Origin of the sequence: Pseudocnuella soli (genome assembly GCF_004347775.1) — a bacterium.
In the GTDB taxonomy this organism is placed as follows: Bacteria; Bacteroidota; Bacteroidia; order Chitinophagales; family Chitinophagaceae; genus Flavisolibacter; species Flavisolibacter aquaticus.
Genome location: NZ_CP037755.1, coordinates 3,039,272 through 3,062,652 on the forward strand (window position 1 = coordinate 3,039,272; position 23,381 = coordinate 3,062,652).

Below are 23,381 nucleotides of genomic sequence, written 5' to 3' on the forward strand. Positions count from 1 at the left end.
CGATTTATTCTATCGCTGGTGCATTTTGCTGAATCATGCGTAACTAATTACCTGGCGCTGTATTTTTCTTAAGTAAAGCCAATAATCTTTCCGCTGCCTCTTCGCTGCTGGCCGGATTTTGCCCGGTGATGAGCATATTGTCTTCTACTACATAAGGACCCCAATCGCTGCCTTTGGAATAGTGGCCGCCCCTTGCCTTCAATTCATCTTCCAGCAGGTAGGGCACCACGTCGGTCAATTGCACGCCTTCTTCTTCTGTGTTGGTAAATCCGGTTACCTTTTTTCCTTTCACAAACGGCTCATCATTTTCGTCTTTCACATTCAACAAGGCAGATGGCGCATGGCACACTGCTGCCACAGGTTTGCCAGCCGACCAAAAGTTTTGTATCAATGCAATCGAATTTTTGTCCTCATAAAGGTCCCACATAGGCCCATGCCCACCAGGATAAAATACAGCATCAAAGTCGGCCGCGTTCACATCTGCAAGTTTTTTTGTGTTGGCCATTTTTTCTTTCAATGCCGCATCTGCATAGTACCGTTTCGTAGCTGCTGTTTGCGCATCCGGTGCTTCGCTTTTAGGATCGATGGGAGGCTGGCCGCCCTTGGGCGATGCAATGGTAATGTCGGCACCCGCATCTGCCATTACATAATAAGGGGCAGCAAATTCCTCTACCCAAAATCCGGTCTTCTTGCCGGTGTTGCCTAACTCGCTATGTGAGGTCAGTACAAATAATACTTTCATGATCTTGATTTTAAAGTGAACAATAAAGCTGTTTGCAATATTTTGAAAACTGTTTTAGGGAAAATGCGGTCAGGCCTCAACGATCATTTTGCCTGTGTTTTCGCCTTTGAACAATCCAAGCAGGGCATTTGGAAGATTTTCGAAGCCATGCTCAAGCGTCTCGGTACTTTTCAATTTACCTTCCCTGATCCATTGCGCCAGGTGTTGCATGCCTTCAGGAAATTGTTCCTGAAAATTGCCGACAATAAAACCTTGCATCAATACGCTACGGGTAAGTAAGATCGGTTGTATCCGGGGCCCCATGGGTGCTTCCGTAGCATTATATAAAGAAATCTGTCCGCACAATGGGATCCTTGCATGGAAGTTTATGGTCTTGATAACCGCGTCTGAAATTTCGCCGCCCACATTATCAAAGTAAACATCAACGCCGTTTGGACAGGCCGCCGCAATGGCTTTATTCATATCGGAGGCAGTTTTGTAATTGATCGCAGCATCAAATCCAAACTCAGTGGTCAATAGTTTTGTTTTCTCATCCGATCCGGCAATACCCACCACCCGGCATCCCTGAATTTTAGCAATTTGTCCGACCACGATTCCAACCGCCCCTGCGGCCCCGGAAACAACTACAGTTTCGCCGGCTTTAGGCTTGCCGATATGCATCAACCCAAAATAAGCCGTTAATCCCGTCATGCCCAGTACGCCGAGGTAGTAACTGGGAGGCGCCAGGGTGGCATCTATTTTTCTGGCTTCCTTTTCCGTTGCAATAAAGTCTTTTTGCCAGGGAAAATTGCCCACCACCAGATCACCGGCTTTATATTGATCGGATTTACTCTCCATTACTTTAGCCACTACGCCTCCATAAATTGGCTTGTCAATTTCAAAAGGCGGAGCATAAGATTTTGCATCGTTCATACGGCCGCGCATATACGGGTCAACTGAATAGTACAGGCCCTTCAGCAATAGCTCCCCGGCCTTTATTTCCGGAAGTTCAACTTGCGTCATCCGAAAGTCGGTACCGACCGGCAAACCTTTTGGTCTGGATGCCAATACGATTTGTTCAGTTGTCATCTTTTTTGATTTAGTATGTGAAGTAATTCCGGTAACAAGCGTAGTATACCAGTAACTAAACTTCGGCTAATTGTTGGCTGGTTTTATATTTAATAAAACCAGTTATTTGTCATGCGGCTTTGAAGCGGTTGTACACCACACAACAACGTTTTGAGCAAAAAAGTTGAACGAAGCGGTGATCCGTTGTAAAGTTTTACTCGGGCTGGGCGTTTCCTTCCTACCAGGTTGTATCCGGTTATGCAACTAAAAGAATGTTTTATTGGCAAAACGGCTATTTCGATGCAATCGTTCACAATTTTGAAACCAGCTACAGCTTTCAAAATCTATTCCCCATATTCATGCAAAAAAGCCCCTGATCAAATTATCAGGGGCCTTTTTATTAATGGTTTTACTTGCACATGCGCTACCTGTTCTTATCTGAACAGCACCAATCTCCACATGGCCGCGTCGATATTTTTTATATACTTAAATACCCCAATTATTGTTGAACCGCATCAGCAACCTGATGCCATTGATGCTTAAAACCTTATCAATAACGGATTCCAGATACTTTCGGTCCACCGTGCCGTTCCGGTCATAGCGCAGCGCTTTTTCATGTTCGTAAAATGGCAGCGTTTTATCCGCCTGTGGCAGGTAACGCATCAACTCGCCTTTCAGCCGGTCGATCTGCGTTATATTTTTTACTGAGTTAATTGGATTGATCAACCCATCGAAGTCCGATCCAATGCAGAGGTAATCCCAGGGCGAAGGGTCGTCCACATCGGCGGGGCCTGCAATGCCTGCGTTCAAGCCCACCCTTACCGCATGCACCAGGTGCAGCGCCAGCAGCATAGAGTGGCGTTCCCTGGGCAGCGGCACCACTCTTTGCAAGCCTTCCAGCAACACGGCTTCTGCACCAGGCACTTGCCCGTTTTCAAACAGTTTGGTGTACTCTTCCCGCGCCAGGTGTTCGGGTTCATAATGCGATTTACGTTTGCCGTCTAAAAACATCTTGCGGGTTCCCAGCACCCGTTGGTCCAACGAAATGCCGATCATTCCATTGGTGTTGAAAATTTCTTCAATTTCTTCGTCAAAAAGATTAATGGTCCAGGGGTTTCCAAACAGGTCCTCGTTGTTGTGGTCATCTGTCTTACCAATTTTGCGTTCCTGCGCCGCAATGGTAGTAACCGGCAGTCCTTCGCTATCGGTATCCACCTGTGGCAGGTATTGCTGGTTGCCAATAAAATTGGAGTAAGTGGTAAACGTAAAACCGGTGTGCGACGAAATGACCGGCAGTTTCGAAACCTGCGCATGCTCCTCGGCAAGCTTTGCGCGGTAGCGATAGTATTGCAGCCTCGAATAAAGGCTCATGTGTTTCACATCAATTAAAATGGGCTTAACCGGGTGGGTGAGGGCCTGGCGAACCAATTTTTTACCCAAAAATGTTAACCCGCATTCCGCCGCAGGATGAAAGTCGGGGCTCCTGAACGCCTTTTGTGCCGACATGTTCAGGCCCTGTGCAAATCCGCTTAATTGCATCTCCGGAATGCGGCTCAGGTGGCTCAGGTTGATCGCCAAAAAATCAACGTCTTCGCGGTCCTGAAGTTTTTTCAGGGTTTCTTCCGGGGTCTGGTGAATCAAACCCTGTTGGTTTCGGATGGGCACTTCGCTCAGGTTGTGACCGCCTTCAATGGAAAGCGCAAACCAGCGGCTGCCTTTATAATTTTGTTGATGTTTGATTGCGTCCTGCATATTGGCATTTGCCCTTTTGCGGATGGCTTCCCACACACCGGGCTCATCGCGGTCTTTGGAGCGGTTGAGCAACAGCATGTCCCAATCCTTACCATGTGTTTGGATTGTATCGCGTGTAAACGTTACCTGCTTTTGAAAAAGCTCATGATAGCTTACTTCGCTGTTCTTTATTTGCTGCACCATTTTGGGGTCCAACGGCAGTGCCTTTTCCAGGCGAAAGCCCGGTATGCGCATCATTCTTTTTACAAAAGCATGCTCCACGGATAAGATGGCGATCAACCCAAATTTTAGCGGGCTTTGCAACACCATTTGCGGCGACGCCTGGCTTTCAAACGGGCCACCAAAAGCAGAGTCCAACAAATCAGCAAATCCTTTTACATCGATGTTTTGATTGACATCGGTATGTTCATTCGCATCGGTGTCTCCGGATATGGCATGTTTAAAAAGGAGATGAAAATGAAAATCAAAATGTGCCATGTGGATTATGCTTTTGCATTTTGAAGAATAAGATTGTTCAGTACCTGCAAGCGGCTAATCGCCTCGTCAGGTGAAAGTGCAGCATCGCTTTCAAGCGACGAGCCCCCACCAAAAAGGAGTGTTTCCTGCGTTTTGGAAAAATCACTCAAAGTGGCATTGGCTGCAGCCGATTCCATCGCTTCCATACCAAACAACCGGCGCAAGCCGCCATGTGCCAGGTTCCAATACGATTTAAACAACTCAGTCCAGCCTTGCAGCGATGCAATAAAATGGTGCTCGTTCCATCCATCGTAAGCATACTTTAGTCCTGCAATCATTTCCGGTGTCGGCCTGCCTTTTTTGCTGTTCAGCAACGCATCCACATTGAGTATACCCGCGCCATATCCGCGGCCGGGCAGTTTATCGTGCTGTCTTGCTGTTTGAGTAATGGCAGTCCTGAATGCTTCCACACGTTGCCAGCCTTTCACGTCCAGCAGTTCTGTTTTATATTTTGCCAGCCACAGAGCTGCAGCTGCGGCCACATGTGGCGTAGCGTACGATGTGCCGCTGCCATATGCAAAATCGTCCAGCCGGGTACCGTTGGGTCCTTTGGCAAAAATGGGCACATACACATCTTGTCCCGGTGCCGTAATATCCACTGCATCGCCCACACTTGATTTTGGCCAGGGGCCGTTATCCGGGTTGTGTGCGGCCACTGCAATGGTACCGGGAAATACAGCAGGCGCTACTACAAATTTTACCTCATTCCCTGCAGCGCAACACCAAATCACGCCGGCATCGTATGTTTTTTTTGCAAGGCGCGCCGTGGTGATGGTTGGTGCAGTACCCATGCTCATGGTCATTACTTGCACGCCAGATGCAATGGCTCGGTCCACTGCCTTGGCCAGTTCTTTTTGCCGGTTCAGCAAGAGCACCGTTTCTGCAATACGAAAGGGAATGATGCGTGAACCGGCTTTGGATATCAATCCGTAATTGCCATCGTGTTGTGTTGCGCTATCGGTTAACTCAAACAGCGGTTGTTTACCGATTAATATGCTGCCGGTGCGGGTGCCGTGGCCGGGAAACTTGAGGACGCCGCCTTGCAATTCATCTGTTGCATCGGAATCGTTGTCAATCAAATCAACATCGAGGTCCTGATCAAAACCGCCTACCACTTTAAAATGGTTCGTAAAACCCGTGTCCAGCTGCGCAATGAATACCGGGTTTTCTTTTAAAAAAGAAAAGTCTTCATCGGTTAGCTTATCAAAGCGGGCAGCATCGTGGTTCCACCGCCTAAACTCGTGGGCTTCGCGGCCTTTTACAAACTCGGCTTCCGCCCACTCTTTTTGAAATGCTTCTTCGTTCCAAGAGGCAAATTCATCTTCCCAAACTTTATCCTTTACACCGGACTCATAAATCGACTCCGTGCCGGCGCCGCCTTCCCGTTTTTTAATGTAGGTATTCAGCGCCAGCGGCACATCGGCTTCCGCCGCTTGTATGTAAGTAAAACGGGTAAGTTCCGCGGCTTCATCCGACAGCGAAACTTTTGGCGAAGCAACAAACTCGAACAATTCATCGGCGCCATCGATTGCGGTAGCCGGCGTCAGCAACTGGATTTTGATCGGCCGGCCATATCGTGCCGTTAAAAATGCATTGACTTGTGATATGCTTACCGGCTTGTTTTTTACCAGTATAATAAAAGAGGTAAGCTCATTTGCCTGCAGCCCGTCGCCCATGTTTATGGCTGTTGTTTCCATGTTGACATTCTTTTTTTCGGTTTTGTTATTGCCCGCGGCGTTTACACTTTCTGTTACCATTTTCCCGGCCTCCTGCCTGATCTGCCGGCGATCGTTGGTGCGGCGCAACACCTTTTGCCGAAAAGGTTCCATTGCCTTTGGCAAAGCCATTTGCTCAATAGCATTGATGATGCAACTTACCCGAACCCCTTCGTTTCCTTCCCACGCAATTTGCTCGTCCGGCGTGCCCGGGTAGGCAACGGCGCCTGATTTTGTTACAGGCCTCCCTTCTGCATTGCGCTTGGGTACGCCTGCATGGTGGAGCGCTATTATTTCGCCGGTTCCCAGCCCGACAACCATGGAGCCCGACGAACCGGGCAAAGTATCGGACTCATAAATAAGATGTGTTTCCGTAAGCTTGAGCAGCGAAATATTTTTCAGTACCACTTTCTTAGGTTCACCTGCCGGGTGCTGAATGGTGATGCATAATTCGCCCATTACAATTTTACCCAGCGTTCCATCAAGCGGGGCAACAGTATAACGGGAAAGGTTAGCCGAAGGATCGACCGCGACCAGTGTAAAGTCAAGACCGGAAGTGGCATCGCCAGCAACCGGCGCAATGGACGACGTACAAAAAAACAATTGCGGGTGCAGGGAAAACTTGTCGGCCTTTTTTAAAATTTTATTCGAATCGAATTCATACCCAAATTCAACTTCCATTCGTTGCGCAGTGGCTTCATCAGGAATCACGTGGTGGTTGGTTATGATGATTCCCTCGGCAACCATAAAGCCGGTGCCCAGGCCGCGGCCGTTTAACGTTAGCCGGCACACAGCGTTTTTGAGATGCGCCAGTTTATCAATGATAAAAGCATCCTGGAAATCGTTGGTACCGTTGATGCGTTCTTCGGCAATATGGCGGGGTGCATGTTCCCGCTCAATCCGCTGGTCCACACGAGCCTTACTGGTATCTATCTGCACCAGCGAGAGCTTGCCCTGGTGCACCAGCTCTATCTGTCGCCTGATTTCTTCTATTTCCTGCAGCCTACTTTCGTAGCGCTGCACTGCCTGCAGTTGTGCTTGAAGTTTGAGTGCATTGATGATGGAAAGTTGGTGATCCAATTCGTCTGTAATCATAGTGCATTGGTTTTGGATGCCGGGTGAAATATTACGATCAATACTAATGCTATTATTTAAAAAATGCAAGCGTGCAAAGCTTAGTGTGCCATTGCTCTGTTGCGACAATCAATACGGCGACATCTGCATGGCACTTGATAAACGAACGAAACAAGCAGCCTTATATTTTTACCTTTTGCAGTATTGCGCCGAACCACTATTTTTGCCGCCCCAGAGGAAAGGTGCCAGAGCGGTCGAATGGGACGGTCTCGAAAACCGTTGTATGGGCAACTGTACCGAGGGTTCGAATCCCTCCCTTTCCGCAAAGCCTGTTTGTATGTGCAAACAGGCTTTTTCGTGTTCAACGAAAACGAAAACGCTTTACACCAGCAGGCATTTTCGCAAGCAACAAGGCGGTACTTTTAACCTTGCAATACGTCGATACTAAATCTCAAACTATGGATCTATCACTTCATAATAAAACGGCATTGATATGTGGCAGCACACAGGGCATAGGGCTGGCCATTGCACAGGAACTGGCCCTGTTAGGTGCCACATGTATTTTAATGGCCCGGAATAAAGAACGTTTGCAGGATGCATTGGCCACACTGAGCACCAGCGATGGGCAACAACACCGCGTTGCACAAGCCGATTTTTCAGTAGCAGGCGCAGTAGAAAAAGCAGTGAACGAGCAACTACAATTTGGTCCCATTCACATTTTGGTCAACAATACCGGCGGCCCAACTGCCGGCCCTATTACCGATGCAGCACCGGCACAATTTGAAGCAGCCTTTTTCCAGCATATTGCCAACAACCAAATATTAGCACAGGCGCTGCTGCCCGGGATGAAGGAAGCGGGGTATGGCCGCATCATTAACGTGGTGTCTACCTCTGTAAAAATTCCGCTGCCAAACCTAGGCGTATCCAACACCATCCGTGCGGCAGTGGCAGGCTGGGCTAAATCGTGGGCCAACGAAGTAGGGCAGTGGGGCATCACGGTAAATAATGTGCTGCCTGGTTTTACCAAAACGGCACGCCTCGACAGCCTGATTGAACACACGGCTGGGGCCAATGGCAAGGAAGCAGCCACTGTGGCAAATGAAATGCAGCAGGCCATTCCGGCCAGGCGTTTTGGCGAAGCCGCCGAAGTAGCTGCGCTGGCTGCGTTCCTGGCAACACCGGCAGCGGCTTATATCAATGGTGCCAGCATCCCTGTGGATGGTGGCAGAACCGGTGCATTCTAAAATGCATTTTATAGAACTAACTAGTTCTGTTGCAGATTTCCTTTGGCATGCCTATTGTCGCTGAAAACAAAATGTTTATTATGGCAAGAGATCATGTACCAACACCGGGCAATACAAGCAAAGAGCACAACCAAACAGGAACGCCCAATAAAATGCAGCCGGAAAACAAGCCGGTGAACGACGACATCACGGAACGGTACACAGCCGACGATCAGGATGTTGCCGACCATGTTCGGACCAATAACCCTAACCGCAATACGGACAAGGACACACAAGGTCATTAGTACTTACAACGGATAAGCCCCGGTAGCCTGGTTTTGCCTAAAGACGGCAGCGGGGGCTTATTCTTTCTTTTTGCAGGCTGGCCGCTTTTTTTTTCCTTCGCAACATGCAATTTGAAGCATCGGCCGCCTTTGCCCGCCAGTTGGACGCAGCAGATGAACTGGCCTCTTTCCGCACCGAATTCTTGATTCCAGAAAGGAACGGCGCAGCCCAGATTTATTTTCTAGGCAATTCACTTGGGTTGCAGCCGCGGCAAACAGCGCAGCACCTGCAACAGGTGTTGGATCAATGGGCACAGTGGGGCGTGGAAGGTTTTTTTATGGGCAGCGATCCATGGCTCCATTACCACGATAAATTGGTGGAGCCACTCGCTAACATTGTTGGTGCATTGCCTTCAGAAATTGTGGTAATGAACTCGCTGACCGTAAACCTGCACCTGCTCCTAGTAACTTTTTACCAAACAGCAGGCAAGCGCACTAAGATTTTGTGCGAAGCCAAAGCTTTTCCTTCCGATCAATACCTGCTGGAAACGCATGTGCGCCAACGCGGTTTTGATCCTGCCGATGTGATCATTGAAGTGCAGCCCGAAGATGGGCAAACTGAGATAACTACGGCCGCCATACTTGCCGCTATTGATCAACACCGCGATAGCCTGGCGCTGGTATTTTGGGGTGGTGTCAACTATTACACGGGTCAGGCGTTTGACATGCAATCAATAACGTCGGCCGCACATGATGCAGGCGCACTCTGTGGATTCGACCTGGCGCATGCAGCTGGAAATATTTCGCTGCAACTACATGATTGGAACGTGGACTTTGCAGCTTGGTGTTCGTACAAATACCTCAACTCCGGACCGGGTGCAATTGCTGGTTGTTACATTCACCAACGTTACCACAAAGATGACTCACTACAGCGGTTTGCCGGCTGGTGGGGTTATCAAAAAGAAACGCGTTTTCTCATGCAAAAAGGTTTTGTGCCCATTGCGTCGGCCGAAGGCTGGCAACTGAGCACACCATCGCCACTATTATACGCGGTGCATTTTGCAGCATTACAAATATTTGCACAAGCCGGCATGGATCGGCTTGCAACAAAAGGGCAACAGTTAAGCGATTACCTTCATTTTCTATTACAACAAATTGAAAGAGCCAACAAAGGCCTGTTGCATATTATTACACCCAGCAGTGCAAAAGGTTGCCAGGTGTCGATACTCGTACCCCATATTGGCAAGCAGGTGTTTCAGTACATTACCGATAAAGGCGTGTTTGCCGATTGGCGTGAACCCGACGTGATCCGCGTGGCACCGGTGTCGCTTTATAACACCTTCGAGGAAGTGTTTCTTTTTTGCCAATACCTCGAAGAAGGACTGGCAGCCGCATCCGCAAAATAATAGCCCGCTGTCAACACATTTTGCATAAACATTTTTACACCCAATAATACATGACCCGCCAGCAACTGACCGAACAAATTTTTTCGAAAGGCACTTATCTCTGTGTCGGATTAGATACCGACCTGGAAAAAATTCCGGTGCACCTGCGCCATCAGCCTGATGCGATTTTAGCGTTCAATAAAGCGATCATTGATGCAACGAAAAATCATTGCGTAGCTTATAAAATCAACACCGCATTTTATGAAGTGCATGGAGCGAAGGGATGGGAAATAATGGAGCAAACGGTGGCCTATATTCCAGACACACATTTCACTATTGCCGATGCCAAACGCGGCGACATCGGCAACACTTCGGCGCAATATGCAAAAGCATTTTTTGAAACACTGAATTTTGACTCCATTACCGTTGCGCCATATATGGGAGAGGATAGCATCCGGCCGTTTCTGGAATACACAGGCAAGTGGACCATTGTGCTGGGGCTTACTTCCAACAAGGGTGCCGATGATTTTGAACGCCAGCCTTGCGGCGATGGCTTGTTGTACGAGCAGGTGCTCACCAAAGTATCCGGTTGGGGCAATCCTGATAACCTGATGTTTGTAATCGGCGCCACGCAGGCCGCAGCTTTTGAAAACATCCGCAAAATTGCACCGCAGCATTTTTACCTGGTGCCCGGCGTTGGCGCACAAGGCGGTAGCTTGGCCGACATTTCCAGCAAGGCTATGACCCAAGATTGCGGCCTTTTAGTAAACGCAAGCCGTGCCGTGATTTATGCCGGTTCGGGCGAAGACTTTGCCGAAAAAGCCGCCGCCGCCGCGGCACAGTACGCTGCCGAAATGAAAAGCTACCTGATCCGGTAAATTAAATAACTTGCTGCTGCAGATTTTTAAAGTTTAAACTTGTTTCAGTTCACATGAGATTTTTTTCAACCCTTGTGTTGTGCCTGGCACTCATTTATTCCCATGCCCAACAAGCCACCGAGCCCAATTACCAAATGGCCGCCCGGTTCTCGCCCAAGAAATTAGACAAACTTATTTTCAGCACTGCCGTAGACCCGCATTGGTTAAAAAACGGCGACCGCTTTTGGTACGAATGGTCTACATCCAGCGGCAAAACCTGGTACCTCGTAGATGCCGCTAAAGGCCAAAAACGCCCGCTATTCGACAATGAAAAGATGGCTGCCGAGATCACCAAGATCGTAAAGGATCCATTTGATGCGCAACACCTCAGCATCGACAGCATGCGTTTCATTGGCGATGAAACCCGCATCCAGTTTGAAGTAAAAAGCACACAGGAAATTGAACGCCGCGACAGCACCAAAAAAGATGCAAAGCCGGTGAAAGAAAGAAAGGTGCATTATTTCGAATACAACCTCAATACAGGCCAACTAACCGAACTGACCGGTTTTAAAAAGCCGAAAAGAAAACCGTCCTGGGCTTCGATTTCACCGGATGGTCAAACCATTTTGTTTGCCCGCCGTTTTAACCTCTACATGATGGACCGCGCCAACTACGAAAAGGCGCTGCAGAATGAGTCCGACAGTACTATTGTGGAGCAGCAATTGACGACTGACGGCATCGAGTTTTTTGGCTTTGGCGAAAGCAACAGCGAAACAAATATCGATAAGGAAAAAAATAAGGATAAGCGCAAAAGCGCATTTGCTTACTGGAGCCCCGATTCAAAACATTTTGCAGTGATCCGCACCGACAACCGGCAGGTAAAACCGTTGTGGGTAATTAATTCAATTGCGGAGCCAAGGCCTACGCTGGAAACCTACAAGTACCACATGCCCGGCGAAAAAGAAGCGCCGATTCCTCAGGTGTTGCTATTTAATGTACAAAGTAAACAACGCCGCGAACTGGACATCAAACAATTCAAAGACCAGGTGATCAACCTGCAAGCCGCGCCGGTAAAAGAAAGCAGCCGCGATGATGAATACCGTACACTTACCTGGCTGGGCACGCCCAACCAGTTGTACTTCTACCGCACCAGCCGCGACCTGAAGCGCATTGACCTCTGCTCGGTTAACATTACTACCGGTGCCGTACAACCGCTTATTCGAGAGGAGCTGAACACCTACATTGAAACACGCAGGCCTGGTTTGGTAAACGGTGGACAGGAATTGATCCATTGGAGCGAACGCGATGGCTGGGCGCATTTTTACCTGTACGATGGTGCCGGCAAACTGAAAAACCAGATCACATCCGGTGCCTGGCACTGCGAAGACATTGTGGGCATTGACGAAAAAGCAAGGGTGCTGTATTTCTCTGCCAATGGCCGCGAAAAAGGCGAGGATCCTTATTATATCCACCTGTACCGCGTCAATTTCGACGGTACTGGTTTGCGCCTGCTCAACCCCGGTGACTTTGAGCATGAAATGAGCATGGCCGATTCGCGTAATTATTTTGTCAACAATTTTTCGCGGGTAAACACGGTTCCAAAATCAGTGTTATACACTTCCGATGGCCGCAAAGTAATGGACCTGGAAACGGCCGACCTATCGGCGCTGTTCAGCACCGGCTATAAGTTTCCCGAAATTTTTAAAGTAAAAGCCGACGATGGTGTTACCGACTTGTATGGCGTGATGTACAAGCCGTTCAACTTCGATTCGACCAAAAAATACCCGGTAATTGAGTACGTGTATCCCGGTCCGCAAACCGAAGCAGTAAATAAAGCTTTTGGCCGCGGTATGGATCGCATTGACCGCCTAGCACAAGTAGGATTTGTGGTAGTAACCGTAGGCAACCGTGGCGGACACCCCAGCCGCAGCAAGTGGTACCACAACTACGGCTACGGCAACCTGCGCGATTATGGCCTTGCTGATAAAAAAGCAGCCGTGGAGCAGCTGGGCGATCGTTACCCTTTCATTGACGTTTCCCGTGTGGGCATTCACGGGCATTCGGGTGGTGGCTTTATGAGCACCGCTGCGCTGCTGGTGTACCCCGACTTTTTTAAAGTGGCGGTATCAACTGCCGGCAACCACGACAACTCGATTTACAACCGCTGGTGGAGCGAAAAACACCATGGCGTAAAAGAAGTGGTGGGTGAAAAAGGCGATACCACATTTGCCTATGCTATTGACAAAAACCCCGAACTGGCAAAGAACTTGAAAGGCCGCCTGATGCTGATGCACGGCGACATTGACAACAACGTTCACCCAGGCAATACCATCCGCATGGCCAATGCTTTGATCAAAGCAAACAAGCGTTTCGATCTGGTGATCTTGCCCGGTCAGCGGCACGCATTTGGCGATATGACCGAGTACTCGTTCTGGCGTATGGCCGACTACTTCAGCGAGCACTTGCTGGGAAAGAAAGACTTCCCGGTAAGCATTGAAGAAATGGACCGAGAGGTAGAGCGGAAAAAATAAAAAGCATAAAAAAAGCGCAGATCATTTCTGCGCTTTTTTTATGCTTTTTTGTTAGGCTGGTTGTGCCACTTTTCGCGGCAGCAAACTTTCCAGCTTTTGTTTTGCATTTTTCAATGCTTGCATAAAAATGGCCTGCTGATTTTGGTCGTTCGTAATTTGTTCAACCATGTTACCATAGTACGCAATGCCTTCCTGCAGGTTTTGAATGAATGTGATCAACTGTTTGGAAAGACCATCCTTTAAAGTATGTGCTTGCTCGGCCATCTGTTCCTGCAAATAACCTAAATACAGCCCTAATTCTTTGATCAAAAAATGCGGCCTTTTGGCATTGGAAATTATGTTGGTGCGGCCATAAATATGATCCGTCATTTGCTGCAACGTCACCTCCTTGTCGAAGTAAGCCGTGTTGGGCCCGGGGCAAATGGTAACGCCTTCCTGCCTTTTTAAAATGGGCAACTGGTAAGCCTTTACCGCCGAATTGATCAGGCCGACACAGAGGCATTCCTTATCGAGAATTTTTTGTTTTTGCAACGCATAATCTGGAGCCGGTTCTGTCGCTGCATTCAATTGCGCCAGTTTCAGCCGCTGGTATTTTACCGACGCGGTGCAAATGGGCTCTTTGGTAAATTCGGTATTCGACACGAGGTGCTTCTCGGTGCAGGGGCTGCCCGCTTTGCCGCTCAGTATGCGATCCAGTTTTTCCTGTTCGCCTGTCGTGTTTTTCAAATAATGAAACCGCACGCCCAATGGGGAATTGTGGCTCAGCACAATGTCGCCTTCGCCGGCAGCGCACAGTTGCTGCAAGGTGTCTGCGTCAACCGTTGTTGCTTCGGGGCACAGCAGGAAAGGTGAACCCCAGCCGGTGCTTTCCATGCCATACTGTGTTTGTAAAAATGCTGCTTCTTCGGCCGTGCCAATGCCACCCTGCACGGTAAACCTGATAGGGTGCGGATGGTTAAATTGTGCGCCTGTTTTAGCCGCAATGGCAGGAGCGTAGAGGGAGAACAGCGCATCGGAAAGTTCGGCTCTTTTATCTTTAAATTCCTGCAGGATGGGACCCAGTAAAAACCCTTCGGTAGCAAATGCATGTCCACCGCAGTTCAGGCCCGATTCAATGCGAAACTCGCTGACCCAAATCCCCTTTTTCGCCAGGTATTTTCCCTGGATGAGGGCCGACCGATAGTCGCTTACTTTAATGACCACTTTTTTTGAAAATTCACCAGTTGGCGTTGCATCGAGTTCGCGAAATGATTCGAGGTAATTGTATAATCTTGGATTTAATCCGGCTGAAAAAATAATGGAAGAATCGGTAAGGTCACTGTTCATATATCCACGCAGCGCAGCCGATGCATCCGACCCGTTCTCAATCAATACACCTTCCTTGTTGTAGTTAGCTTTATCCACCTTGGTCATGATGTTTACATCAATCGAACCCGGGATAATTTGCTGGCGCAGCCATTGTTGCTGGCCGTATTGAATTGCCGTTTCTTTTGTTTGCAGCATGGTTTGGTAAGCATGTTGCAGAAAGCTTCCCGGCGGCAGCATTTCAAAATATTTGGCAATTTCGCTGCCTGCTTCAAAAGCCTGCTGTTTCAATTTGCTCACTTGCTCCTGAACTATTTGCTGCACCATGTTGAGGTACTCGGTAATGCGCCGTGCCCGGTAATCTTCTTCTTTATTGGAAATTGGCACAAATGGGCGGTCGAGGTTTTGGCAATAATACTGCCGCATCATTTCTATGAGCCGGTCTTCAACAATGGAAATAACCGATGCAATTCCAAAGCGGGCAACTTTAATGGGGGAGTCGATGGTGTAAGCCAATCCCATAACCGGGATGTGAAACTGGTGCGGTGACTGCATGCCTTTGAATATGTTTTGGCCCAAAGAGAAGGTATATTTTTCGCCCACTATATGACTGGTATCATTGGGCTGTTTCCAAATTTTTTCATAAGGTCATAAACCAACATTTTTTTAACGGCGCACCTGCAATTTTTAGGCGTTGCCAATTGTTATGGTGAAGTAAGACTGATCCTATGCCATACAACATCTTGCTTTCCTCGATCCTGACCTTTGCACTATCCGGCGACCCAACGCCGCAGAAGCCTGCACTCCGGCCCATTCCGGGCGAAGGGCTGAATAGAACAACCATTTTAAGGTTGGTAAATAAATTCCGAAGTACCGGTGGCAAATGTGGCGATACATTTTACCCCGCAGCACCCGCACTTACCTGGAACGACCAACTGGAACAGGCGGCACTGGTGCACAGTAAGGACATGCAAACGCGGAAATATTTCAATCACTATTCGCCGGAGGGCAACAATGCCGGCGAACGCATCGATGCGGCTGGGTACCGCTGGATGACGTTCGGCGAGAATATCGGTCTTGGTTATAAAAACGAGAACGAAGTGGTGGACGCGTGGAAGCAAAGCCCGGGGCATTGCAAAAACATGCTGAACCCGAAATACAAAGAAATGGGTGTAGCCCGAGTGGGACAATATTGGACGCAGAATTTTGGATCGAAATAAACAAAGAAGCCAGTGCAATCGCACTGGCTTCTTTGTTTATTTAAGGTTTAGTTATGTCATTTTACACACAACAAAATCTGGCGAATAATTGATGTTTATGGCACATTAATTATTGCGTATTTGCGGCGCCTAAACCCAACACATCACTCATTGAAAAAACACCTTTTTTACCGGCCACAAATTCGGCAGCCAGCACGGCGCCCAGTGCAAATCCTTTGCGGCTGTGTGCGGTATGAATGATCTCGATGTCGTCGATTTCCGATGTGTATTTTACATGATGCGTACCCGGTGCCGGATCCACCCGTTCGCTGATGATGGAGAGCTCCGCACTGTTTTGCGCAGGCTCGTTGGTCCAGCCCTTTTTGTGCGGAAGGGCCTGCAACACCTGCTCAGCAAGAGTTACAGCAGTGCCGCTGGGTGCATCAAGTTTTGCGGTATGATGGATTTCTTTTAACGATGCCTCATACTCGGGATGGGTGGCCATCAGGCGTGCCAGCAATTTATTTACCTCGAAAAAAATGTTTACCCCAATGCTGAAGTTGGACGCATGTAAAAACGCTCCGCCATTTTCAACGCACATTTGTTTTGCCTCATCCAGTCGGTCGTTCCAACCGGTGGAGCCCGATACTACCGGCACGCCCCACTGCAGACATTGCGTTACGTTGGCAAAGGCGCTGTGCGGCGTAGTAAACTCAATGGCAACATCGGCCGGTTGCACCGCTTCTTTTGTAAAATCGGGAGTATTGTCGATGGATATTTTTAATACAATCTCGTGGCCGCGTTCCAGGGCAATGGCTTCAATCATTTGCCCCATTTTTCCATAACCGATCAGTGCAATGCGCATATCGTTGCAATTGTTTATTTAAAGGTGAGCACCAGTCCAACACCACCGGTTCGGGCCACATCAAAATATCCTGCTTTAAACCGCAGGCTTAAATCCGGACTTACATCAAAAGCTTTGAGGTGTGCATCAACGGTTGCATCCACCACATTGAGGCCCCAGAGCGCTATAAAGAATAAGAACGAGTAATCAATGTATTTGCGGAAGTTGTTGCGGTTGTAACGCAGCGACTCCTGGTCATAGGGCATGTATTCCGGCTTGATGCGGATCAGGTCGGTAGTGTCTCTAAAAGGCCCGCGCTGGCTTGGATCATTGGGATTCCGTACCGGAAGCGATGCTTTATATTTTGCCTGGTAGGCAAAACGCAGGTCGCGGTAGGTTTGAATATTGGTAAAAAAAACATAACCCGACACACCCAATGCGCCATACACGATGGGCAACTTCCAGTATTTACCATTGTAGATCTGTCCCCAACCGGGCAGGATGGCCGAACGGATGGCTGCTTTGCGGGGTGAGTGAACTTTTACAACCGAGTCTACTTTGCTGTCGTATACCGGTGGCGCCAGCCGCACCAGCGAATCGGCACGCATCAGGGGTTTGGTGGTATCGGTTTGCACCACCACTTTGCTGTTCTGGTTAAGTGTATCTTTTTGCTGTGCCGCTGCATTATGCAACATCAACACCAGCAGCGTTACACAAAACGGGGTAACAACGGTTTTATATAAATTTCCTTTCGCCAACAATTGTTTCTTTCTTGTATGAAAATGTTTCGATCAGGTACTTGCATGATCATGCGCTTGCACAAAACGCTGCAGCTTGTCAGTAACCGATTTTATTCGATCGTCACATTCATTTGCTCCAGCAGTTTGTTCAGCTCCTGTAGCGAATAATAATCGATGGAAATCTGCCCGCTGCCATTCTTGCTGTGTTTCAGCGCCACTTTAGTGCTGAAATGCGTAGCCAGTTTGTCTTCAATTTTTTTATACACCGGCGGCAGGGAAGGAGTGGCGCCCTTTTTATCATCGGGTGTGGCTTCCTTATACAGGGCCCGCACCAGGTTTTCGGTTTGCCTTACGGACAGGGCTTTTTCCTTGATCTGGTTAAAAATATAAAGTTGCTTGTCCACCGTATCTACGTTGATGAGAGCACGGGCATGGCCCATGCTCAGCTCGCCGCTGCGCACCGCCACTTGGATATCTGGCGGCAATTTCAGCAAACGAATATAGTTGGTCACCGTGCTGCGGTCTTTGCCCATGCGTTCGGCTACCTGCTCCTGCGTATATTCCAACTCTTCCATCATGCGCTTATAGCTTAGCGCCACTTCCATGGCATTGAGGTCTTCGCGTTGGAGGTTTTCAAGCAAGGCCAGTTCCAGCAGTTCCTGGTCGTTGGCCTGGCGGATGTAGGCCGGAATGTCTTTCAGGTCGGCCAACTTAGCGGCACGCCAACGGCGTTCACCGGAAATAAGGCGGTATTTATTGGCGCCCACTTTCGATACCGTAATGGGCTGGATAATGTCGTGGATTCGGATGGATTGTGCCAGTTCCTGCAGGGCCTGCTCATCAAAATCGCGGCGCGGCTGCTTGGGATTCGGTTCCACCTGTGCCACCGGGATGCGCAGGATGCCGGTAGCGGCTTCCACTGCGTTTTCTTTCAGGTTGCCCGAAGTGTTTTTCAACTCCGAGTCAATGCCTTGCAACAGGGAACGGATTCCTTTACCGAGTAAGTCTTTATTAGGTTTGGGAGTACTCATTATTTAGTTCGTAGTTCAGAGTTCAAAGTTCAGGGTCTGTTTTCATTCAGCAAAAACGATCGGGATTTTGAATCATGAACCAAATCATTTTGCCGACTTCAACGTTTCGGTCTGAAAAATCTTTGAAGACTGCGTCGTTAAAATATTTAAATGCAAAGGCAAAATCAAGCCAGACAGCTGTTTCCGTATTTTCCGATTCGCAATCGGCAAGTTTCGATAAAAAATGTTGCCTGTATTTTCTTCTGCGGTAAGCTTCTGCAAGATTAGCGCAAACAGAGCGGCTCGACCGCCTTATTTGGGAGGTTAAACTAAATTTCTCGTCAGGAGGAAACGCTTGTGAAACCTGATGAATGTCCAGGGCCAACTGAAACGCTTTTTGGTACACAATCAGGCTTTTCAGGTCGCCCATTTAGTTTTAGTTGAAACAGTTTATCAAAGCCATTTGAACAGACAGCAAAAAATTTTTTCGATTGCCAACTCCCGGCTCATAACTCCCGACTAATACCTACAGTTCCATCGTCCGTTCCTCCTGCGGAATCTTGGTCATATTGTTCTTCTGCAAAATCTCCTTCGCCAGGTTCAGGTAGTTGGCCGAACCCTTGCTGTTGGCATCGTATAAAATTACCGGTTTACCTACGCTGGGCGCTTCGCTGAGGCGGGCATTGCGGTGGATAATTGTGGCAAAAACTAGGTCTTCGAAATGGCGGCGCACTTCGTTCACCACCTGGTTGCAAAGGCGCAGGCGGCCGTCGTACATGGTCATCAAAATACCCTCGATCACCAGCGACGTGTTCAAGCGACTTTGTACAATCTTGATGGTGTTCAGCAATTTGCCCAAACCTTCCAGGGCAAAAAATTCGCACTGCACCGGCACAATTACCGAATCAGAAGCGGTCAGCGCATTTACCGTGATCAGGCCCAGCGACGGCGAACAGTCCATGATGATAAAATCATAGTCGTTGCGCACCTCGTCCACCAAGCCTTTCAGCACGCTTTCCCGGTTGGGGTAATTGATCATTTCAATCTCGGCGCCCACCAAATCAATATGCGAAGGAATGAGATCGAGATAGGGTATATCGGTTTTCAGGATCACATCCCGGGCCGTTGCATTGTTCACCATGCAGTCGTACAGGCTCTGCGTCACATTCTGCAGGTCAAAACCCACGCCGGTAGTGCTGTTTGCCTGCGGATCGGCGTCGATCAGCAGCGTTTTGTATTCCAGCACCGCAAAAGAAGCTGCAAGGTTAATGGCGGTTGTAGTTTTGCCCACACCGCCTTTTTGATTGGCTACACCTATGATTCTGGCCATTCGTTCGGATAGTATTTAAATATCAATGGTTTCGCCAATAGCAGGCAGCAATAGCTGGATACCCGCATCAGCAAAAGCCTTTTTTGCTTGTTCGCGATCAATAATAATAGGAGGGAAAGTATCGTAATGGACGCCTACCACCGTAGTGCATTGAACCATCCGCGCTGCTTCTACCGCATCCTCATAACCCATTGTGAAGTTATCGCCAATTGGCAATACGGAAAAGTTAACCTTTCCCCACCTGGGGATAAGCTGCATGTCCAGCGTAAGGGCCGTATCGCCGCTGTAATATAGGTTTTGGCCGCCGGCCGAAATTATAAAACCCATCGGGTTGCCGCCATACGTACCATCGGGCATAGAGGAAGAGTGGAGTGCATTGGTGCAGCGTACAGAGCCCCATTCAAAAGCCTTTACACCGCCGGTGTTCATCTGGTGGATTTTGGCTACGCCTTTCGAATGCAGCCAGTTGCACACTTCAAAACTTCCCACAACGGTGGCGCCGGTTTGCTGCGCAATGGCCACGCAATCGGCCACGTGGTCGGCATGCCCATGCGATACCAGGATATAATCGGCTTTGATAGAAGCTATGTCGATTCCCGCCGCTTTTTCGTTTGGCGTTATGAACGGATCTACCAATATATGTGTACCACCAATTTCCAGTCCGAAGCAGGAATGCCCGTAAAAAGTTAAGCGCATGATGTTTTCTTTTTATTTGGGTGAAACAGATTTGGCACCGTTTGTTCAGGCACCAATGATGCCGTCGCGAAAGTAAGACCCCTTAAATATTAAATGAAAGGTGATCCGGCCCCATCGCCACCCGTCACCAACCAAAGGCCTATTCATTTGTATAAAAGGCTGTTTCCGAAAGTTTTGCAAAAATACAGCATCAGGCGGCAAAACAAGGGATGTGGAAAGATTAGGGCGGCCGCCGGCCAAATGGCCGATTGCGCCGTAATTCCTATTTCTTTGCACCGCATTTGCCCGGCTGGATAATATTGCAAACAATCCGAGGCAAGTCATTTTAGCCCAACGAATTAAAAGATCAATTCATGCGAAATTCACCCTTCTGGCTCATCATTGTAGGGTTGATGGTGGTGCTGGACATATACGTTTTCCAAGCGGTAAAACTGGTTTCGGCGGCTGCCGGCGCCCGCACCCGCACCATTATATATGGCCTTTACTGGACCATTTCCATTCTGGCCCTGCTCACACTGATTTTGCTGCCGCTACTCAAACTCGATACCTGGTCGCAAGGGTTGCGGTCGGTGGTGTTTGCCACCATTATTGCCTTGTTTTTTGCAAAAGTGTTGGTGGCCTTGTTCCTGCTCATTGATGACATCAGGCGGCTGATCCAGTGGGCGGCGGGCAAACTGTTTTTCAATAATACCGAGGGAGCACAATTCCAGGAGGGCGAAACCATTTCGCGGTCGCATTTTTTAACCTGGGCAGGCATTGGCCTGGGTGGCGGAGTGCTGGGAACGCTGCTATATGGCTTTTCCAACAAATACGATTACCGGGTTCGAAAAGTGCCGCTGCAGTTTGCTAACCTGCCTGCAGCATTCAAGGGCATGAAGGTGGTGCAGATCTCCGACATACACAGCGGTAGCCTGCTCAACCACGATGCAGTGAAAAAAGGCGTGGAAAAGATCAACAGCCTCAAACCGGACCTGGTGGTTTTTACCGGCGACCTGGTGAACAACCGAGCCGATGAAATGGCGGGGTTGAAAGAAGTTTTTAAAAACCTCGCTGCGCCGCTGGGCGTGTATTCCATTTTGGGCAACCACGATTACGGCGATTATGAGCAGTGGGAATCGCCGGCGCACAAACGGCAGAACCTGGAAATGCTGAAAAAGATCCATGGCGAAATGGGCTGGCAACTGCTGCTGAACCAAAACGCGGTACTGGAACGCAATGGCGAACAAATAGGTTTGCTGGGTGTGGAAAACTGGAGCGCCAAAGCCCGTTTTCCAAAATATGGCAAACTCTCCGAGGCCTACAAAGGTGCCGAGCACTTGCCTTTTAAAATCCTGCTCAGCCACGATCCCTCGCATTGGGATGCCGAAGTGCTGCCGCAATACGCCGACATTGACCTGATGCTGGCCGGCCACACCCACGGCATGCAATTTGGCGTGGAGCTGCCCTGGCTGCGCTGGAGCCCGGTGCAATATGTGTACGAGCAATGGGCGGGATTGTACAGTCGGGGCAACCAAAAGCTGTACGTCAACCGAGGATTTGGTTTCATTGGCTATCCCGGAAGGGTGGGCATTTTACCGGAGATCACGCTTTTTGAATTGGCGTAAAAATGCAATTAGGTCGCAGTTATGAGCGTTTCTTCTCTGCGGACAAAACTTTCGATACGAGTTGATTTGCAAGCAAAAACCTAAGCTGGACTATATTAGGTTTGCCGCACTTCGGTGGGTTTTGTTACCTTGGCATAGAAAAAGTTGTTATTCAAAAGAGTTTTCGGCGGCCGGCCGCAGAATCATTAAACCCACATTTCACCTGATACGATGCTGCGCATTTTGTGCCTATACGTGTTGCTCCAGCTTTTTGCGCCTGTTTGCCAGGCACAAAAAGATACAACCAGCATCGGTGCGTTGACTGAAGACGACTACGCTGTTCTTTTTTCCGAACTTGATACTTTTCTCGATTCGCTGACCCGGCCAAAAAGCTTTGCTACAATTTCATTGACCGCTGGTAACCGCCTGCTGACTGTGCCCAAAGGCAGAGACCTCGAAACCCAGTCCGCATTGATGTTTTCACCGGCCGCGGGTTATTACCACAAGAGCGGGTTGGGCATTGGCGGCAGCGCGGCACTCGTCATGAATGGCGGCAAACCCGAACCTTACCAGTACCTCGCATCGCTATCATACGATTACTTAAAGTCGCACAAGTTTGCCACCGGCATCGCTTTTACCCGCTTTTTTACGTCCGATTCGCTGTGGTTTTATACATCGCCGCTGCAAAATGAAGCGTCGGCTTATTTTATTTACCGCAACAGCTGGCTTAAACCTTCGCTGACCATGAGCTATGGCTGGGGCAGCCAGTCGAGTGTGGAAGAGTATGCCACTTTCATTGAACTGATCCGGAAGAAAACAAAGGAACTAAACAAAGAGAAAAAGCCGGGCAGGGGTAACGGTAATGGAAACAATGGAAATGGCAACGGGAATGGAGGTAATGGAAATAACGGAAACGGCAATAACGGAAATAACGGGAATGGGAACGGCAACAACGGCAATGGAAATGGAAACAATGGGAACGGTAACGGCAATGGCAATGGCAATAACGGGAACGGGAACGGAAATGGTAACGGCGGTAATAACGGAAACAATGGCAACAACGGAAATGGCCGCAACGGCGGCGATGAGGTAATCCCGGTTGATATTATTTCCCGCACCGAAACCGAAGAACATTATTATGATATTGCTGTTAGTGTATCGGTGCGCCACGACTTTTACTGGATGGAAGCATTTTCCAAAAAAGACCATATACGTTTTACACCACAGCTTACCGTAAACGGCGGTACACAAAGGTTTGGCCTCAATCAAACCACGCAATCTTCATGGCGCATCAACTCGGCTGCGTTCAAACCGTTTGCCTCCGACCAGGTGGCGCTTGAGGAAAAATCAAGGTTCCAACCCTTATCCATAACCGCTTTTTTACGTACCGCCTACACCCGCGGTAAATGGTACCTGCAACCACAGTTTATTGTCGACTATTACATTCCCGAAACAGGCAAGCACTGGACCACCAACTTCATGGTGTCCACCGGGGTAATATTTTAATAAAACACTTTTCTTTAACAGCATTGGAACATTGTTGGTATT

Annotated in this window: 19 protein-coding genes and 1 tRNA gene; 9 read left to right on the plus strand and 11 right to left on the minus strand. The window is 48.8% G+C overall.

Annotation, left to right across the window (positions count from 1 at the left end):
* Nucleotides 1-43: 43 nt before the first annotated feature.
* The 4 genes from EPD17_RS12375 to EPD17_RS12390 form a co-directional block, all read right to left on the minus strand.
* Nucleotides 44-742, minus strand: coding sequence for a type 1 glutamine amidotransferase domain-containing protein (locus EPD17_RS12375; RefSeq protein ID WP_132054631.1), 699 nt, complete (start codon nucleotides 740-742; stop codon nucleotides 44-46).
* Between the two features lie 69 nt (nucleotides 743-811).
* Nucleotides 812-1,810, minus strand: a complete 999-nt coding sequence (locus EPD17_RS12380; protein WP_132054633.1) for an NADP-dependent oxidoreductase — start codon at nucleotides 1,808-1,810, stop codon at nucleotides 812-814.
* Nucleotides 1,811-2,275: 465 nt separating this feature from the next.
* On the minus strand, nucleotides 2,276-4,018 hold the full coding sequence (locus tag EPD17_RS12385; RefSeq protein WP_132054635.1) for an amidohydrolase family protein: 1,743 nt from the start codon (nucleotides 4,016-4,018) through the stop codon (nucleotides 2,276-2,278).
* A 5-nt stretch (nucleotides 4,019-4,023) separates the two neighbouring features.
* Nucleotides 4,024-6,867: a S8 family serine peptidase gene (locus EPD17_RS12390; RefSeq protein ID WP_132054637.1), complete on the minus strand. Its 2,844-nt coding sequence runs from the start codon at nucleotides 6,865-6,867 to the stop codon at nucleotides 4,024-4,026.
* A 215-nt stretch (nucleotides 6,868-7,082) separates the two neighbouring features.
* On the opposite strand from EPD17_RS12390, the gene EPD17_RS12395 reads away from it, so the two are divergent.
* The 6 genes from EPD17_RS12395 to EPD17_RS12420 all read left to right on the plus strand — a co-directional run bounded on the left by EPD17_RS12395 (nucleotide 7,083) and on the right by EPD17_RS12420 (nucleotide 13,126).
* Nucleotides 7,083-7,169 (plus strand) — tRNA-Ser (locus EPD17_RS12395).
* A 135-nt stretch (nucleotides 7,170-7,304) separates the two neighbouring features.
* A complete protein-coding gene (locus tag EPD17_RS12400; RefSeq protein ID WP_132054639.1) occupies nucleotides 7,305-8,090 on the plus strand; it encodes an SDR family oxidoreductase in 786 nt (261 codons plus the stop codon).
* 80 nt (nucleotides 8,091-8,170) lie between these two features.
* The gene (locus EPD17_RS12405; protein WP_132054641.1) at nucleotides 8,171-8,374 is read left to right on the plus strand and encodes a hypothetical protein; all 204 of its coding nucleotides are present in this window, start codon (nucleotides 8,171-8,173) and stop codon (nucleotides 8,372-8,374) included.
* A gap of 104 nt (nucleotides 8,375-8,478) precedes the next feature.
* On the plus strand, nucleotides 8,479-9,759 hold the full coding sequence (gene kynU, locus EPD17_RS12410; protein ID WP_132054643.1) for a kynureninase: 1,281 nt from the start codon (nucleotides 8,479-8,481) through the stop codon (nucleotides 9,757-9,759).
* Between the two features lie 50 nt (nucleotides 9,760-9,809).
* Nucleotides 9,810-10,616, plus strand: coding sequence for an orotidine-5'-phosphate decarboxylase (pyrF, locus tag EPD17_RS12415; RefSeq protein WP_132054645.1), 807 nt, complete (start codon nucleotides 9,810-9,812; stop codon nucleotides 10,614-10,616).
* Between the two features lie 53 nt (nucleotides 10,617-10,669).
* Nucleotides 10,670-13,126 (plus strand): S9 family peptidase, encoded by a 2,457-nt coding sequence (locus EPD17_RS12420; protein ID WP_132054647.1) that lies wholly within the window; start codon nucleotides 10,670-10,672, stop codon nucleotides 13,124-13,126.
* 51 nt (nucleotides 13,127-13,177) lie between these two features.
* Here EPD17_RS12420 and EPD17_RS12425 read toward each other — a convergent pair whose 3' ends face one another.
* Nucleotides 13,178-14,986 (minus strand): nitronate monooxygenase family protein, encoded by a 1,809-nt coding sequence (locus EPD17_RS12425; protein ID WP_132054649.1) that lies wholly within the window; start codon nucleotides 14,984-14,986, stop codon nucleotides 13,178-13,180.
* A 173-nt stretch (nucleotides 14,987-15,159) separates the two neighbouring features.
* On the opposite strand from EPD17_RS12425, the gene EPD17_RS12430 reads away from it, so the two are divergent.
* The gene (locus EPD17_RS12430; protein WP_132054651.1) at nucleotides 15,160-15,651 is read left to right on the plus strand and encodes a CAP domain-containing protein; all 492 of its coding nucleotides are present in this window, start codon (nucleotides 15,160-15,162) and stop codon (nucleotides 15,649-15,651) included.
* A gap of 109 nt (nucleotides 15,652-15,760) precedes the next feature.
* On the opposite strand, the gene dapB is transcribed toward EPD17_RS12430, so the two are convergent.
* The 6 genes from dapB to EPD17_RS12460 form a co-directional block, all read right to left on the minus strand.
* Nucleotides 15,761-16,495 carry a 4-hydroxy-tetrahydrodipicolinate reductase gene (gene dapB, locus EPD17_RS12435; RefSeq protein ID WP_132054653.1) on the minus strand — a complete coding sequence of 245 codons (735 nt, stop codon included), beginning with the start codon at nucleotides 16,493-16,495 and terminating at the stop codon, nucleotides 15,761-15,763.
* A gap of 14 nt (nucleotides 16,496-16,509) precedes the next feature.
* Nucleotides 16,510-17,232, minus strand: coding sequence for a DUF5683 domain-containing protein (locus EPD17_RS12440; protein WP_132054655.1), 723 nt, complete (start codon nucleotides 17,230-17,232; stop codon nucleotides 16,510-16,512).
* Nucleotides 17,233-17,324: 92 nt separating this feature from the next.
* Complete coding sequence (locus EPD17_RS12445) at nucleotides 17,325-18,245, minus strand: ParB/RepB/Spo0J family partition protein (RefSeq protein WP_114233998.1); 921 nt, start codon at nucleotides 18,243-18,245, stop codon at nucleotides 17,325-17,327.
* A 46-nt stretch (nucleotides 18,246-18,291) separates the two neighbouring features.
* Entirely contained in the window at nucleotides 18,292-18,654 is a 363-nt protein-coding gene (locus tag EPD17_RS12450; RefSeq protein ID WP_132054657.1) for a four helix bundle protein, read from the minus strand.
* Nucleotides 18,655-18,750: 96 nt separating this feature from the next.
* A complete protein-coding gene (locus tag EPD17_RS12455; protein WP_132054659.1) occupies nucleotides 18,751-19,554 on the minus strand; it encodes a ParA family protein in 804 nt (267 codons plus the stop codon).
* Nucleotides 19,555-19,569: 15 nt separating this feature from the next.
* Nucleotides 19,570-20,250, minus strand: a complete 681-nt coding sequence (locus tag EPD17_RS12460) for a metal-dependent hydrolase (protein WP_132054661.1) — start codon at nucleotides 20,248-20,250, stop codon at nucleotides 19,570-19,572.
* Nucleotides 20,251-20,603: 353 nt separating this feature from the next.
* On the opposite strand from EPD17_RS12460, the gene EPD17_RS12465 reads away from it, so the two are divergent.
* Both EPD17_RS12465 and EPD17_RS20110 read left to right on the plus strand, forming a co-directional pair.
* The gene (locus EPD17_RS12465) at nucleotides 20,604-21,854 is read left to right on the plus strand and encodes a metallophosphoesterase (RefSeq protein WP_132054663.1); all 1,251 of its coding nucleotides are present in this window, start codon (nucleotides 20,604-20,606) and stop codon (nucleotides 21,852-21,854) included.
* Between the two features lie 210 nt (nucleotides 21,855-22,064).
* On the plus strand, nucleotides 22,065-23,339 hold the full coding sequence (locus tag EPD17_RS20110; protein WP_204743152.1) for a hypothetical protein: 1,275 nt from the start codon (nucleotides 22,065-22,067) through the stop codon (nucleotides 23,337-23,339).
* Nucleotides 23,340-23,381: the final 42 nt, after the last annotated feature.

Coding starts and splice junctions, on each gene's coding strand:
- EPD17_RS12405 (WP_132054641.1), top strand. CDS start 8,171: ATGGCAAGAGATCATGTACCAACACCGGGCAATACAAGCAAAGAGCAC.
- EPD17_RS12380 (WP_132054633.1), bottom strand. CDS start 1,810: ATGACAACTGAACAAATCGTATTGGCATCCAGACCAAAAGGTTTGCCG.
- EPD17_RS12460 (WP_132054661.1), bottom strand. CDS start 20,250: ATGCGCTTAACTTTTTACGGGCATTCCTGCTTCGGACTGGAAATTGGT.
- EPD17_RS12450 (WP_132054657.1), bottom strand. CDS start 18,654: ATGGGCGACCTGAAAAGCCTGATTGTGTACCAAAAAGCGTTTCAGTTG.
- kynU (WP_132054643.1), top strand. CDS start 8,479: ATGCAATTTGAAGCATCGGCCGCCTTTGCCCGCCAGTTGGACGCAGCA.
- EPD17_RS12400 (WP_132054639.1), top strand. CDS start 7,305: ATGGATCTATCACTTCATAATAAAACGGCATTGATATGTGGCAGCACA.
- EPD17_RS12375 (WP_132054631.1), bottom strand. CDS start 742: ATGAAAGTATTATTTGTACTGACCTCACATAGCGAGTTAGGCAACACC.
- EPD17_RS12465 (WP_132054663.1), top strand. CDS start 20,604: ATGCGAAATTCACCCTTCTGGCTCATCATTGTAGGGTTGATGGTGGTG.
- EPD17_RS12420 (WP_132054647.1), top strand. CDS start 10,670: ATGAGATTTTTTTCAACCCTTGTGTTGTGCCTGGCACTCATTTATTCC.
- dapB (WP_132054653.1), bottom strand. CDS start 16,495: ATGCGCATTGCACTGATCGGTTATGGAAAAATGGGGCAAATGATTGAA.
- EPD17_RS12455 (WP_132054659.1), bottom strand. CDS start 19,554: ATGGCCAGAATCATAGGTGTAGCCAATCAAAAAGGCGGTGTGGGCAAA.
- EPD17_RS12385 (WP_132054635.1), bottom strand. CDS start 4,018: ATGGCACATTTTGATTTTCATTTTCATCTCCTTTTTAAACATGCCATA.
- EPD17_RS12445 (WP_114233998.1), bottom strand. CDS start 18,245: ATGAGTACTCCCAAACCTAATAAAGACTTACTCGGTAAAGGAATCCGT.
- EPD17_RS12430 (WP_132054651.1), top strand. CDS start 15,160: ATGCCATACAACATCTTGCTTTCCTCGATCCTGACCTTTGCACTATCC.
- EPD17_RS12390 (WP_132054637.1), bottom strand. CDS start 6,867: ATGATTACAGACGAATTGGATCACCAACTTTCCATCATCAATGCACTC.
- EPD17_RS20110 (WP_204743152.1), top strand. CDS start 22,065: ATGCTGCGCATTTTGTGCCTATACGTGTTGCTCCAGCTTTTTGCGCCT.
- EPD17_RS12425 (WP_132054649.1), bottom strand. CDS start 14,986: ATGCAGTCACCGCACCAGTTTCACATCCCGGTTATGGGATTGGCTTAC.
- pyrF (WP_132054645.1), top strand. CDS start 9,810: ATGACCCGCCAGCAACTGACCGAACAAATTTTTTCGAAAGGCACTTAT.